The 13573-nt window shown below is 48.6% G+C and carries 16 protein-coding genes, 1 tRNA gene and 1 other annotated feature; of the genes, 14 read left to right on the top strand and 3 right to left on the bottom strand.

What is annotated here, in order from left to right; genetic code table 11:
- Nucleotides 1-11 precede the first annotated feature (11 nt).
- From MHI42_RS05640 to MHI42_RS05630, 3 genes are read left to right on the top strand one after another with little or no spacing between them, the layout of a single operon-like run.
- A complete protein-coding gene (locus MHI42_RS05640) occupies nucleotides 12-269 on the top strand; it encodes a hypothetical protein (RefSeq protein ID WP_342423059.1) in 258 nt (85 codons plus the stop codon).
- A 4-nt stretch (nucleotides 270-273) separates the two neighbouring features.
- Nucleotides 274-450, top strand: coding sequence for a hypothetical protein (locus tag MHI42_RS05635; RefSeq protein ID WP_342423058.1), 177 nt, complete (start codon nucleotides 274-276; stop codon nucleotides 448-450).
- The gene (locus MHI42_RS05630) at nucleotides 441-995 is read left to right on the top strand and encodes a Holliday junction resolvase RecU (RefSeq protein ID WP_342423057.1); all 555 of its coding nucleotides are present in this window, start codon (nucleotides 441-443) and stop codon (nucleotides 993-995) included. The genes MHI42_RS05635 and MHI42_RS05630 overlap by 10 nt, the downstream gene beginning before the upstream one ends.
- A gap of 510 nt (nucleotides 996-1505) precedes the next feature.
- Here MHI42_RS05630 and MHI42_RS05625 read toward each other — a convergent pair.
- Nucleotides 1506-1577: transfer RNA gene (locus MHI42_RS05625), tRNA-Val, on the bottom strand.
- Nucleotides 1578-1941: 364 nt separating this feature from the next.
- Between MHI42_RS05625 and MHI42_RS05620 the strand changes: the two genes are divergently transcribed.
- The 5 genes from MHI42_RS05620 (at nucleotide 1942) to MHI42_RS05600 (ending at nucleotide 5928) form a co-directional block, all read left to right on the top strand.
- On the top strand, nucleotides 1942-2418 hold the full coding sequence (locus tag MHI42_RS05620) for an NUDIX domain-containing protein (RefSeq protein WP_342423056.1): 477 nt from the start codon (nucleotides 1942-1944) through the stop codon (nucleotides 2416-2418).
- A gap of 26 nt (nucleotides 2419-2444) precedes the next feature.
- Complete coding sequence (locus MHI42_RS05615) at nucleotides 2445-2927, top strand: NUDIX hydrolase (RefSeq protein ID WP_342423055.1); 483 nt, start codon at nucleotides 2445-2447, stop codon at nucleotides 2925-2927.
- Nucleotides 2928-2953: 26 nt separating this feature from the next.
- Entirely contained in the window at nucleotides 2954-3724 is a 771-nt protein-coding gene (locus MHI42_RS05610; RefSeq protein ID WP_342423054.1) for a creatininase family protein, read from the top strand.
- 263 nt (nucleotides 3725-3987) lie between these two features.
- Nucleotides 3988-4803, top strand: coding sequence for a helix-turn-helix transcriptional regulator (locus MHI42_RS05605; protein WP_342423053.1), 816 nt, complete (start codon nucleotides 3988-3990; stop codon nucleotides 4801-4803).
- Nucleotides 4804-4977: 174 nt separating this feature from the next.
- Nucleotides 4978-5928 (top strand): aldo/keto reductase, encoded by a 951-nt coding sequence (locus MHI42_RS05600; protein ID WP_342423052.1) that lies wholly within the window; start codon nucleotides 4978-4980, stop codon nucleotides 5926-5928.
- A gap of 425 nt (nucleotides 5929-6353) precedes the next feature.
- Here MHI42_RS05600 and metG read toward each other — a convergent pair whose 3' ends face one another.
- The gene (metG, locus tag MHI42_RS05595; RefSeq protein WP_342423051.1) at nucleotides 6354-8015 is read right to left on the bottom strand and encodes a methionine--tRNA ligase; all 1662 of its coding nucleotides are present in this window, start codon (nucleotides 8013-8015) and stop codon (nucleotides 6354-6356) included.
- A 115-nt stretch (nucleotides 8016-8130) separates the two neighbouring features.
- Nucleotides 8131-8399, bottom strand: a binding site (T-box leader).
- A gap of 122 nt (nucleotides 8400-8521) precedes the next feature.
- Here metG and MHI42_RS05590 point away from each other — a divergent pair.
- The 6 genes from MHI42_RS05590 to MHI42_RS05565 all read left to right on the top strand — a co-directional run bounded on the left by MHI42_RS05590 (nucleotide 8522) and on the right by MHI42_RS05565 (nucleotide 11955).
- The gene (locus MHI42_RS05590; RefSeq protein ID WP_342423050.1) at nucleotides 8522-9559 is read left to right on the top strand and encodes a site-2 protease family protein; all 1038 of its coding nucleotides are present in this window, start codon (nucleotides 8522-8524) and stop codon (nucleotides 9557-9559) included.
- A 69-nt stretch (nucleotides 9560-9628) separates the two neighbouring features.
- On the top strand, nucleotides 9629-9844 hold the full coding sequence (locus tag MHI42_RS05585) for a hypothetical protein (RefSeq protein ID WP_342423049.1): 216 nt from the start codon (nucleotides 9629-9631) through the stop codon (nucleotides 9842-9844).
- Between the two features lie 122 nt (nucleotides 9845-9966).
- Nucleotides 9967-10410, top strand: a complete 444-nt coding sequence (locus MHI42_RS05580; protein ID WP_342423048.1) for a GNAT family N-acetyltransferase — start codon at nucleotides 9967-9969, stop codon at nucleotides 10408-10410.
- A 92-nt stretch (nucleotides 10411-10502) separates the two neighbouring features.
- The gene (locus MHI42_RS05575; protein WP_039297904.1) at nucleotides 10503-10739 is read left to right on the top strand and encodes a DUF3892 domain-containing protein; all 237 of its coding nucleotides are present in this window, start codon (nucleotides 10503-10505) and stop codon (nucleotides 10737-10739) included.
- A gap of 253 nt (nucleotides 10740-10992) precedes the next feature.
- The gene (locus MHI42_RS05570) at nucleotides 10993-11547 is read left to right on the top strand and encodes a hypothetical protein (RefSeq protein ID WP_039297906.1); all 555 of its coding nucleotides are present in this window, start codon (nucleotides 10993-10995) and stop codon (nucleotides 11545-11547) included.
- An 84-nt stretch (nucleotides 11548-11631) separates the two neighbouring features.
- Nucleotides 11632-11955, top strand: coding sequence for a DUF1292 domain-containing protein (locus MHI42_RS05565; protein ID WP_019911532.1), 324 nt, complete (start codon nucleotides 11632-11634; stop codon nucleotides 11953-11955).
- A gap of 116 nt (nucleotides 11956-12071) precedes the next feature.
- Here the strand turns inward: MHI42_RS05565 and MHI42_RS05560 are convergent, their stop codons facing one another.
- The gene (locus tag MHI42_RS05560) at nucleotides 12072-13547 is read right to left on the bottom strand and encodes an aminotransferase class I/II-fold pyridoxal phosphate-dependent enzyme (protein ID WP_171716470.1); all 1476 of its coding nucleotides are present in this window, start codon (nucleotides 13545-13547) and stop codon (nucleotides 12072-12074) included.
- Between the last annotated feature and the right edge of the window lie 26 nt (nucleotides 13548-13573).

The following is a 13573-nucleotide window of genomic DNA, read 5'->3' as shown; positions in this document are numbered from 1 at the left end:
TAATGAGATTTATGAATAAATATAATGATAACTACAATTTAGATATGTACCAAACTGCATATCACATTCACCACTTCCCCGATTCACAAGAAAGGGAGGTAATTGAATATTCAACTTGTGCGGGTTGCGGAGAGGTCATTACAATTTTTGAAATAGAATGTGGTGAGATTTTAGATATCTATGGTTTATCGGTACATGATGAAAGAGATTGCGTTAAAAAGGCAGTAGAAGCAAGAATATTTACGTTAACTGATAATAAAGGAGAATGATAGTTTGAATTTAGTAGGACATAACATGGCATTGGTAGAAGAATTGAAGAAATTTATGATTAAGCGAATTGAAGGGTTTAATAATAAAGGGTACATAAAAGAAGATAAATATGAAAAAATGCTGGATGAAGAAATAAAGTCATTTGATGAGCGATTGGAGACAATGCGCGAATGGCTGTAAAAGAAGGAAAGAAGTTTGAGGAGAACTTTCAGTCATCTGCTGAAAATGTTGATGAAAAAATTTTCTTTACGAGAATTAAGGATACTTTTATACCTCCAGATCTTCGGCAACGAGTAAAGGTAACTAAAAACGATTACGACTGTATGATGTTCGCTCGATCTCATTTATTTACACTGGAATTGAAGTCAACAAAAGAGAACAGGTTTAGCTTTGATGAAAGTATAATTAAGCAGCATCAAATTGATAAGTTAGTTGAAGCAAATACATATGAAGGTGTTATTTCAGGGTTTGTAATGAATTTCCGTGAGCCGCAAAATAGGGTGTTTTTTGTACCAATTCAAGAGTTTGTCAAATACCAATACATAGCACAAAACCAGATCAAAGAAAATAAGTATAAAGTAAAGATAAACAAATCGAGTATTCCAATTGGAATCTGCGAAGAGATTGGTATTGAGATTAAGGGATTTAAGAAGAAAGTAAACTGGCATTATCACATAAAGGAGTTTATCACGGAGGCAATTAACTCATTGCCCCAAACCGTTTGAGGACGCTGCAGAAGAGTCAAAGGAGGATTGGGGCAATTGTAGCACAAAGCTGAGAAAGGGGCTTAGAAAGCCTCTTATTACATTACAAGAGGGTGACAAACATTAATCTATAATTAGACAAGAAAGTCGTGAAACGGCTTCGTAATTTACCCGAACCGATGGAACCAAAAGATATTCAAGAATTCTTGGGATTGAGCAAGAACTCTACATATAATCTAATTGAATCGAAACAGTTCTACAGTATACGAGTCGGGAAATTGTATAAGATACCAAAGAGAAACTTCATAAAGTGGTACTTGGGTTAACGAACATAGGTGGCAGAAAATGCCCCCTATTTTTTTATTTTGAAAAGTTGCATTAAGGAAAGAATGTTGGACAGCTTTTTGCGCACCCCAGAATGCCCCCTGCTAATATGATATATGAAAAAAGTAAGTATAATATTGAAAGTAAGCAAACAAAAAACCCTTATGTATCAAGGGTTTTAAGCTGAGATATGGTATTAAACCTCTATAGGACGGATGGGGTTCGAACCCATGACCCCTACCCTGTCAAGATAGTGCTCTCCCGCTGAGCTACCGTCCTGCAACGAAATTTATAATACCATATGATGTGAGGGAATGGCAAGAATTTTTTATAACGAAGAAATAGGTTGGCTGATATATGGAATTTATTAGAGAATAAATAGGAGGCAGTACTATGCTACTCTGGGGAAGCGGATCACGGCGGAAGAGAAGAAGGTGGGCTGTGATTTGACAGGTTAGATTAACCCCTTTACTGGTGGTAGATGATAAGATAAGGTGCAGGTCCCGCTGAATGTGAGTGGGGCTTTTTTGCAGCGAAAAAGTTGAGCGACACAGAAAAGATTTTATAATATAATGATGGCGGTTGTCTGGGAATATCTCTCAATCATTCCATTATACATAATGAAGCCGAAGGAGTTCTTCTAATGATCGTAACTTTGCATGAATCTGAAATGCCTGAGGTTAGTCTTAAGTATGTTGTGATTGTCATGAAGCAAGGTGAAGACTGGGTTCTGGTGCGGCACCGCGAGCGGTCCACATGGGAATTTGCCGGAGGACATATTGAAGCAGGAGAGAGTCCTGATGAAGCTGCCGCCAGGGAGCTGTATGAGGAAACAGGCGCTGAGGCGTACAAGTTATACCCTATATGCGTATATTCGGTGAGAAGTGAAGAAGTACCCGCGAGCTACGGGATGCTGTACTTTGCAGCTGTAGATAAGTTCGGCCCCCTGCCCCCATATGAAATGGAGGAGATTCGCAGATTCAGAGAAATTCCGGAAACGGTTACGTATCCAGGGATATATCCGACGTTAATCGCGAGAGTAACAGAATATATCAAGCAACTGAGCGGAAATGCCAATGAAAGCAGATCTATTGAACAAGTGGAATTTGGTGCGCAATAATCCTACCATTGAACGGAGTGATTGCCGTGTCTATGCCTACTCATATTGTGGCGGTCGGCGGGATTGTTGAGAATGGGCAAGGAGAAATTTTGCTGGTCCGAACGTTTCATGGCGGCTGGGTGTTCCCCGGAGGTCAAGTGGAGTCAGGAGAGAACCTGATGGATGCGCTAACCCGTGAAATACAGGAGGAAAGTGGCATCCTCACTGTGGTTGACCAGCTGATCGGCGTGTATTCCAATACGGGGATGTACAAATGGCATGACGGTGTAACCGATGTCCCGACCAAAGTGATGCTGGACTATGTGTGCCGGCCAATCGGCGGGGCATTAGCAACATCGGATGAAACAGCGGAGAGCTGTTGGGTCAGCCGGGATAAAGTGCTTGAGATGATTACCAGCCCTGCTATCCGCACCCGTTATGAAGCTTATCTGGCATTTGACGGTACAGTCGCTTATATGGCCTACCAGACCAAGCCCGAATTTACAGTAAGTCTGAGCAGGAAGATATGATGCAGTACCATATAAGGAGATTATAGATGAACGTAGAATATGGGAAATTAACTTTTCTGGAGATTAAGCAAAAAGCAGCCGAAGGCTATATGGCTATTATTCCAACCGGCTGCACGGAGCAGCAGGGGCCGCATGCGACGGTGGATTTTGATATCTGGCTGGCTACCGAGCTGTCTATTGAAGCAGCAACTATGGCAAATTTGAGCTACGGTGTGAAGTCGCTGGTAATTCCGACGATTCCATTTGGTCCAACTCCTGAGCACCGTAATTACGGCTATGGCTACATCGACATCCCGCAGAAGGTGTATGAGGATGTGATCTATGCGGTTCTGGTTTCACTGGCTGACCAGGGCTTCAAGCAGCTGGTGATTATGCGCGGCTGCGGCGGACATATGCTGAACCAGGTGGCTGTGAAATTTAATCAGGATTATGCAGGAAAAGCCAGGGTTCATCTTCCGCATCATCCGTTCCATGAGGTCTGGTGTACACATGCCAATCCGCATATTCCGGGTGGTCATGCCGACAGCTTCACCACATCTCTGGGGCTCTACAAACATCCCGAGTGCATCCGTGAGGAGCTGATTGAGAATCCCGGCAGTACTGAACCGGATTGGGACGATCCCGGACTCGACTTCACCAGGTACTCGGCAACGGGTGTCATTGGCGATCCGACTCATGCCAGCGAAGAATTAGGACGCAAGCTGTGGAAGGGCTCTGTGGAGACTATCGCAGCCGAGCTGCAGAAGATTGCTGCACAGGCTGTTGAGATTAGTCAGGCTGAAGCTTCCAGGCAGTAATGGAAACATAGGCAAGCAGCAGAAAGAAAGACACGTGCGAGTTAGTTAAGCCCCATAGGCTTCGTCCAATTAACCGCGACAGCGGCTTGGAGAAGCAAGTGGGGTTATTTCTATTGATCGCGGTGCGACGCGAAGGGTGTTCTGCAGCTTTTTTTGCGAGAGATTATGTTATAGCTTCTCAAGTCCGAGTTCCGTGTAAGTTTGTGAACGGCAGAGAATAAGGTAGAATAGGGACACCAATTGCTGTGAGAAGAGGTTAGTTTATGAGCGATGAGAATTCGAAGTTCAAGCGGCTTGGAGAGTATCTGAAATCACGCCGGGACCGGCTGCAGCCTGAAGCTGCCGGGCTTAAGGAAACGAACAGCCAGCGCAGAACACCCGGACTACGGCGGGAGGAAGTGGCGATCCTGGCGGGTGTCAGCAGCACCTATTATACGTGGCTGGAGCAAGGCAGAGAAGTTACTGCTTCCCGAGAGATTATGGAGAGTCTAAGCCAGGCCCTGCGCTTGACGCCTGATGAGCGGACGCATCTGTTCGAGCTGTGGAATCCAGGGAATCCGGATCCAGTTCCTTCTATTAATACGGTGAGCCCCGGGCTGAATCCGCAGTGGCGGGATATTATCAGCCAGCTGTCTTATCCGTCTTTTATTACGAATGAGCGGTCCGAGGTTCTGGCCTGGAATGATAAGGCGGGTGAAGTTCTTAGCAATTTCGGGAAGCTGCCTGCTTCCGAGCGCATTATGCTCCGTCTATTGTTTCTCGATCAGGGGCTGCGCCGCCGGATGCTGAATTGGGAGGAGTTCGCGCTCTATTCAGTAGCTGTGTTCAGAACCTATTATGACATGCATCTGCACGATCCCTGGTACAAAGACATGGTAGTGAAGCTCTGTGAGGACAGTATGGATTTCGCAGAGATGTGGAAGCTGCACAACATTCAAGGCAAAAAAGTAAATCGCGTAGTCATACAAAGTCTAAGCACGAATCAGTCTGTGACCTATGACATCAACTCCGTTGCAAGTCTGGCCGATCATCCAGGTCTGCATATCTGTATTTATACACCTGTGGTGGCAGAGAGCTGAGAATCGAATGGAGTCACCTGGACGGCCGGTCTGCTTCTATTTCTGTGCTGTGCTGTTCTGTTCCCTGGTAATGATCTTACTAGCATAAACGTACTGTGGCTGCTCCATGGCAGGAAGGTTAGAATAGGGACATATCCGAAGAATCTTTCACCGGGAAAAGAGGGAGGCAACCAAATGCAGACAAGAACACTCGGAAACGAAGGGTTGACAGTATCGGCTCTGGGACTAGGAACAATGATGATGCCGGAGAACGAAGAGTCGGTAAAAGTGATCCATGGGGCACTCGACCTGGGAGTAACCCTGCTGGACACAGCAGATATCTATGGAGATTTCGCGCAGCAGCGTTTTGGCAGCAATGAGAGGCTCGTGGGCCGCGCGCTTAAGGGCAGACGGGATAAAGCGGTTATTGCGACCAAATTTGGCATTACGCATACTCAGGGCCCCAAGGGTGATCCGGCTTATATCAAAAAATCCGTAGATTCCAGCCTATACCATCTCGGTATGGATTATATTGATCTGTATTATCAGCACCGTCCTGATCCGAACACACCAATCGAGGAGACTATAGGCACGCTGGCTGAACTGGTCAAGGAAGGGAAAATCCGCTACATTGGCTTATCGGAAGCTTCGCCTGAGCTGATACGCCGTGCACATGCGGTACATCCCATTACGGCACTGCAGACAGAATATTCGCTCTGGAGCCGGGAGGTAGAGGATGAAATACTGCGGCTGGTCAAAGAACTGGGCATCGGATTCGTTCCTTATAGTCCGCTGGGCCGCGGATTTCTGACCGGTCAGATTAAAAGCTTTGACGACCTGCCGCCGGACGATTACCGCCGTAGCTACCCGCGGTTCCAGGGAGCGAATTTCGCCAGGAATCTCGAAGTGGTCTCGCTGATCGGGCAGATGGCAGCCGAGAAGGACTGTGCTCCTTCGCAGCTTGCACTGGCCTGGCTGCTTGCGCAGGGTGAGCAAATTGTGCCGATCCCGGGAACAAAGCGGCTGGATCGGGTGCAAGAGAATCTCGGTGCGTTGCAGGTAGTGTTGTCAGCGGATGATCTGGCCCGGATCGAGCGGATCTCCCCGCAGGGTGTTGCAGCCGGAGGGCGCTTTCCCGGCCATTAAGGGCTGAATAGTTGAGAGTTGCAGCAGCAGCATCAGCTACGCATTGAAATGCAATAACGTTCTTATCTGCACCGCTTGTTTTGTAAGCGGTCTGCGGATAAGGACGCTTTTATGAGTTGCACCGGCACATCACCAGTGTTCGGATTCTTGCGAAAACGGAAATAGGTAACAAGTAAAAGGTAGCAGGTGACAGGTGACAGGCGACAGGTGACAGGTGGCAGGTGTACTGGAGCAAGTGTTCATCGCAAAAGTGAAGCGGACTGAGATTCCGTTATTTTGTTCATTCTGCCCCAAAATGAGGGGCGGCGGGGCATATAAGAGATTCTCAGTCCGCTTGACCGGCGAATCTGCCTGATTTGCAGGAATAGAGGAATCTCAGTCCGCCTCATCAGCCAGCTGACGAGGAGATGATGAAGTTTTCCGCCTCAGCGCTGCAAGCTCTTAAGCCGCTCGGTTTCCTCCTCAATCCGCGCCACATCAATCCGTTCGAACAATAATTCCAGCCCCTGCACCCGCTGATGCGCCTGAACGGCTACCGGCTGCCAGACAGGCTGTTCAAGGGACAGAAACTCCCTGATCTTGCCGCAGGAGAACGGAATGAACGGGTTCAGCAGGTTGGACAGATTAGCGATGTTCTGTACACAGGTATACAGCGTGCTGGCACAGGCGGCGGGGTCATTCTTAATCTGCAGCCACGGCTGCTGCTGATCGAAATATTTGTTAGCCTGGCGGATATGGGTGAAGACATGCTCGAGCGCTTCTTTGAAGCTGCCCCCCTCAATAAGTCTCCCGGTCTCGCTGTACAGAGTATTAATGCTGCTGGCCCATGCGGCATCCAGTGTACCCTCAGGCACCTCGCCATTCCAGAACTTATTCACGAATACCAGACTGCGGTTGACGAAATTACCGAAGGCACCCAGCAGCTCGCTGTTATGGCAGTAGATGAATTCTCTCCAGGAGAAGTCGGCATCCCGTTTCTCGGGGCCGTTCGCTGTCAGGAAATACCGGATGGAATCCGGATTGTAGCGGCTGAGAATATCCGGCACCCAGACGGCCCAGTTACGGCTTGTGGAGAATTTCTCCCCTTCGAGAGTCATGTATTCACAGGAGAAGATGCGGTCCGGCAGATGAAGGTCTCCAGCACCCAGCAGCAGAGCCGGCCAGATCAGGCTGTGAAAAGGTACATTATCCTTGCCGTGCACATAATAGGCGGTAATGGGAGGGCTCCCGGCGTCCTTGTCCTCAGTGGATTCCAGCCAGAAATCCTCCCAGCCGTTGCCGGTCCCGGCAGCCCACTGCTTGCTGGCGGACAGATAGCCGCTCACGGCTTCGATCCACACATAGATTTTTTTGTCCGTGAAGCCATCGACGGGAACATCCACCCCCCAGTCCAGATCCCGCGTTGCAGCGCGGTCCTGCAGTCCTTCCAGCAGATATCTGCGGGTTAAACGCACAGCATTGTCTCTCCAGCCTTGCGCAGAATCTACGTATTCCGAGAGTGCGCTTTGGAAGCTGGATAGTGACAAATAATAATGCAGGGTGGAACGCAGCACCGGCGGGGTTCCGCAGATTTTGCAGGTACGCTCCAGCAGGTCAACCGGGTCGAGTATCGTAGAACAGTAATCACATTGGTCACCCCGGGCCTGCTGTCCGCAGACCGGGCAGATTCCCTCTACATAGCGGTCCGGCAAGTAGCGCTGATCCTGCTCACAGTAGCATTGGAGCGTTGACTTCTGGTACAGATGGCCGTTATCCAGCAGCTTAAGGAACAGCTCCTGCACCACACTGTGGTGATGCTCCTGATCGGTCCGGGTGTATAAGTCATAGGTGAATCCTAGTGTGCGGAAGCAATCTGTGAATTCCTGATGATATCTGCTGGCGAATTCACCAGGGGATACACCTTCCTGCGCTGCCTGTACAGCAACTGGAGTGCCGTGGCAGTCACTGCCGGAGACATAGAGTACAGCGTCTCCATTGGCACGGTGATAGCGGGCCAGGATATCTCCCGGCAGAAGACTTGCAAGCCTGCCCAGATGCAGGGAACCATTGGCATACGGCCAAGCCCCTCCGATAAAAATGTTTGTCATGTCATTGTCCTCCTATAAGTTTTGTTGACAGATGTTTCCTTGAAACGGCTTCGGGCAAAACCCGTTTCTGAGAACATGTTTAGGTTTCTAAGCGCACAAAAAAGACCCTCATCCCCAAAGGGACGAGAGCCTGTGCTCACGTGTTACCACCCAAATTCATCAATGCCTTGCGGCATCCACCTCTTCAGGTACGTCCGCATAAGCTTGCGGGTATACCCTAGCATGGTAACGGATGCGGGTTCCGGCGCAGCCTACTTCCCGTTATGCGGGCTTCGATGCGCAGCTCTGAGACCATATTCCCGTGGGTTTTCTTTGCTCCTTTTCAGCGGCCGGAGCTCTCTGTGAAAGAATTGCCAAGGTACTCTTTCTCTTCATAGCTATTGTGGTTATGCTAATTACTGGATATCATATATGCAGGTGATGGCTTATGTCAACACCGGATATAGAGATAAAGGAGAATGAGACTTTTGCCGGAAAAAAAGCAGGAAAAGAAAAGCTCAGGCATAATGGGGTGGCTTGGTAGCGTAGGGGTCCTGCTGCTGCTGAAGGGCAAAACTATTCTGTCTCTGCTTAAGCTGGGGAAGATAGCGGGTCCGTTAATTTCTATGGCGGTATCCATCTGGGCCTATGCACTGATCTCACCATGGCAATTTGCAGTGGGCTTCGTTGCCTTATTATTCGTTCATGAGATCGGCCATGTTATAGCAGCCAAACGGATCGGACTGCCGGTGAGCGCACCGCTGTTTGTTCCTTTTATGGGAGCACTCATTACGATGAAAAAACAACCGCTGGATGCCAGAGAGGAAGCCTACGTTGCTTTTGGAGGCCCCATTCTGGGGAGCATTGGCGCGGCCGCAGTATTCGGGGCAGCTTATTATTATCACAGCCCGCTGCTGTATTCACTGGCTTATGTCGGATTTTTTATTAACCTGATCAACCTGCTGCCGATTCATCCGCTGGATGGGGGAAGAATTGCCACTGCGGTTACCCGGTGGTTATGGCTGGTGGGTCTGGTTGGAGGTCTGGCAGTGATCATCTATCTGAAATCTATTCTGTTCGGTATTATCTGGCTGTTATTTGCCTATGACATGTACAAGAAATATATCAGCCGGCGCACGAAGAATCAGATGCATGCCGTATTGAAGAGCTTCCTGATACCGATTGAAGATTTGCAGGATCAAGGGTATCTGATTCCCGGACCTGAGCACAAAAGGGAACTGCCTTTTACCACCTACAGTGATTTGAACCGCCAGCAATATCTTGGTGTCCGCTGGGACAATCTGGACTACTACGGTACAACGACTATGCCAGTACAGTCTATTATCAGCAAAGTCCGGATCGTGCAGCTCGACCAGCTGTATGTAGATACTAAGCTGCAGCTGAAGATGCAGTGTGAGGTCAGTTTTACAGTGTTTGATAATGATAAATATTATGATGTGCCGGCCGCGTCACGCTGGAGATATGGTATTGCTTATTTTGTACTCGCAGGCTTTCTCGGCGTCATGATGTACCTTGTGCATATCGTTGGCAATGTAAATCTGTAAGGATTCGTTTATGAAGCCCCTGATTCGTCAAAGCTGTATAGAATTAAGAAGAACAGGGGGGGTACAACTATGCGCAAGTCATTCGTGTGGTGCGGGATCATTGGAGTGTGTGTGATGCTGGGGACGGCCGGATGTGCGGCTGGCGGTGAGGCTCCCGGATATACGGGGGTTCATAAGATGAGCGGGCTGGATGGCAGACTGGATACACCGGATGGTCTAATATCACCGGTTATGCAGGATGTGTACGACCGTTCGATTCCGGAAGAGGTGTATTCCATTCAATAGTCCGGAGGACGCGGCTTATCCGTCTTCCCTATCCCTGAAGACCTGAGGCTCTATACAGGATATTAAAAATTCTGTATAATGGCTCAATGTTGATTGGACCTACAGAGAGGGGCTAGAGGAGAATGGCAGTGGAAATCGTACATGTCACTACAGAGGAGCAGCTCCAGATGGCGCTTGCGATCCGCAATAAGGTATTTGTGGAGGAACAGAAGGTACCGGCCGAAGAGGAGATTGATGAATATGATGTGATCGGTGACAATGCGCATCATTTCCTGCTTAAGGAGAACGGGGAGCCGGCAGCTACCGGAAGACTGATTTATTACAAGGCACAGACCGCTAAAATGCAGCGGATTGCTGTTCACGAGCATTACCGGTCCAAGGGTTTCGGACGGATTTTGCTGCTCGCTATGGAGGGGCATGCCCGTGAACTAGGCCTGGTAGCCTCCATTCTCGACGCCCAGTGTCATGCAGAAGCCTTTTACAGCAAACTGGGCTATGAAGTAATTTCCCCGGAGCCCTTCTATGATGCCGGTATTCTTCACGTGAGAATGCAGAAAACGCTGTAATCAGCCCGGGTACATACTCTTTCGATTCTATGGACAAGCTATCTGTGAGCCAGATTGATGGCTAATCCTAGGCGCGAAGGAGAAGATCCTAAGTGATGAACAACGAACGTGAACGCTTTATTGCAGCTCAAAGAAACGGTGATGGTGATCTGACCAAGTTCCAGACCTCTTCCGGCCGTGTGCTGGATTATCAGCAGGCACTTCAGGAGGTTCAGTCCGGGAGTATTGCCGGAGTCAACGCATTCAAAGGGAAAGACGGCGAAATGTATATTCGCGGCGATGCAGATGGGGATCCTACCAACAATCTGGATCAGCTTCCGCAATTTTAACCAGGCATAGATAACAGGATGAAACGATGAAACGGCCGGACAAGCGTCTATTTTGATGCTAATGTCCGGCTTTTTTGTGTTGTGGAGTGGGCATATCTCCTCGGTATTTCTTAGATTGCACGCCGAAACCGGTTGCATAATGGTGTGTTTTTCTTTTCTACTGCAAAAAGAAATAATTCCCTGAATTCTGCGCAACTTGTAGAAGGGTTGGTAGTATACATTAACAGCATGAATTATTTGGAGGGGCTCTACAATGAGATGGAGAAAAATTGCTCTATGCGTGGTTGTGTTTTCCATGATGGGAAGCTCATATTTGTTCGCTGACGCTGTAAACCAGAAAATCAAAGTGTGGAGCAATGGAAAGGAAATAGCCGATGGGGGCTATTTGATTGACGGCAAGGCCTATATCCCTGCGAGAGAAGCGGGAGGTGTCGTCAGCTGGGACGGTTCAGGCAAAGTGACGATCCTCAAGCCTAATGTGCATATTGTGCTGTTCAAGGGCGATACGGTTTTCGGCAATGTAAACACAGGCAAGCTGAAGATGAAGATCCTTACCCAGGTTGACAGCCTGAAGGACAGCGTCTCAGCTGTGAAGGTGGCAATCACCGATCCGTCAGGGAATGTGAAGGATATTCTGGAGGATGCCGGCGGCTCGAAGAATGAGGACTTCTGGTTTTCCACCCCGGAATTCACCTATGATTTCAAAGAATCCGGCAAATACAGTGTTGGGTTCTTCATCAAGTCATCCAAGAGCGGAGATTACGTTCTTGTGTCAGAAAAGGTAGTTACGGCTTCGGCCAAGAATTAACCGGGGTCTGCAAATTGACCTGAACTTATCTTACGTGTTACGATACCAAATGTAGGATAATTCAATTTAAAGTGAGGTATTTCAATGAGCGATCACAAACATGAGCATGGCCATGAACATGGTGAAGCATGCGGTTGCGGACATGATCACGACCATGAGCACGAGGAGTTTGTGCTGACCTTGACGAACGAGCAGGGCGAAGATGTAGAGATGGTGCTGGTAGAAACGTTTGACGTAGGCGAGAAGTTATACGCACTGCTGCTCGAGCGCGAAAACCCTGAAGCAGACGGCATCATTCTGCGTATGGAAGAAGAAGACGAAGAAATGGTACTCTACAACATTGAAGATGAAGCTGAATGGAAAGCTGTTGAAGAAGCTTACAACGAGCTGCTGGCCCAGCAAGAATAGATTTCAGTGAATCAAGTACTTAGGCTTGCTGTCTTGGACAAGACAGCATCGCCTAATACAAAACCCCGATACTGTTACAGTATCGGGGTTTTGTATTGCTGCAGGGCCTGAGCCGATTAAGAAATCGGCTCAGCCTCTACAATTACTTTGATGTTGGTGATGCTGCGGTCCTCAGGGCCTTTGACCGGCAGGCCGATTTCCACATGGTCGATGATATAGTCAATGTTATCTTGGGTAATAACTTCACCAGGGAGAAGAATCGGGATGCCCGGCGGATAAACATAGATGAATTCTGCAATAATGTAGCCTGCAGACTCCCGGAAGGGAACCAGCTGTGTATCGGCGTAGAAGGCATCTCTCGGAATCAGGGCCAGCTGCGGAATATTCGGCACCTGCACCTTCATCTCATAGATCTCACCTTTGCTGTAATGGATCGCTGAGAGCACGCGCAGAGCGGCTAACAACTTATCTACCGATTCCTGGGTATCTCCAGGGGTAATCAGGCAAAGAATATTATACATGTCGCTGAGTTCTACTTCGATGTTATACTTCTGACGCAGCCAGTTCTCGGTTTCGTATCCGGTAATGCCCAGATGGCGGACGTGAATGTTAAGCTTAGTCGGGTCGAGATTAAAGGTTGCCTCTGTACCGAGAATTTCTTTACCGAAGCTGTACAAGCCTTCAATGCTGTTAATAGTGTCCCGGGCATAGTTGGATAAGGCGATGGTTCTTGAGGCCATCTCATGCCCGTTTAGCGCCAGATTGCGTCTGGAGGTATCCAGAGAAGCAAGCAGAATATATGAAGTTGAAGTTGTGGTCAGCATGCTGAGAATGGTTTGTACCCGCTGAGGGTTAACAAGACCTGTCTTGGCATTGAGATTCAGTACCGAGCTCTGCGTCATGGAGCCGCCCAGTTTATGCACGCTGGTTGCTGCCATATCCGCACCGGCCTGCATGGCCGATACCGGTAACTCCTCATGAAAATGAATCAATACTCCATGTGCCTCGTCCACAAGTACGGGAACCCCGTAACTGTGGGCCAGGTCGACAATCGAACGCAGGTCGGCGCACACGCCAAAATACGTCGGATTGATAACGAGGACACCTTTGGCATCCGGATGGCGCCTCAAAGCCCGTTCGAGCGAGCTTGTGGTTATGCCGTGGTCTATCCCAAGATTCTCATCCTGTACAGGAGAGACGAAAATAGGCTTGGCTCCGGAGAAAATAATGGCCGACATCACGGATTTGTGAATATTGCGCGGCACAATAATTTTATCTCCTTCTGAGCAGACAGAGAGGATCATAGTCATGATGGCATTGCTCGTGCCTTGTACACTGAAATACGTGTAATCGGCGCCGAAGGCCTCTGCAGCCAGCTTCTGAGCTTCAAGAATAACCCCGGTGGGCTGATGAAGATCATCAAGCGGTGCAATATTGATCAAATCTATGGATAGAGCGTTATCGCCGATAAACTCACGGAATTCGGCATCGGTCCCTAGCCCCTTCTTATGTCCCGGAATATGAAATTGAACTGGGTTTCCGGCGGCATGCTTTTTGAGAGCTGTGAAGAGGGGAGTTACATGTTGATCCATTTAATGCTGTCACAACCTTTCGCGAA

Origin of the sequence: Paenibacillus sp. FSL E2-0178 (genome assembly GCF_038593005.1) — a bacterium.
GTDB lineage: Bacteria > Bacillota > Bacilli > Paenibacillales > Paenibacillaceae > Paenibacillus_AQ > Paenibacillus_AQ phytohabitans.
The sequence above is the reverse complement of the archived record's forward strand: the minus strand, read 5'-3'. Positions and strand labels throughout refer to the sequence as shown.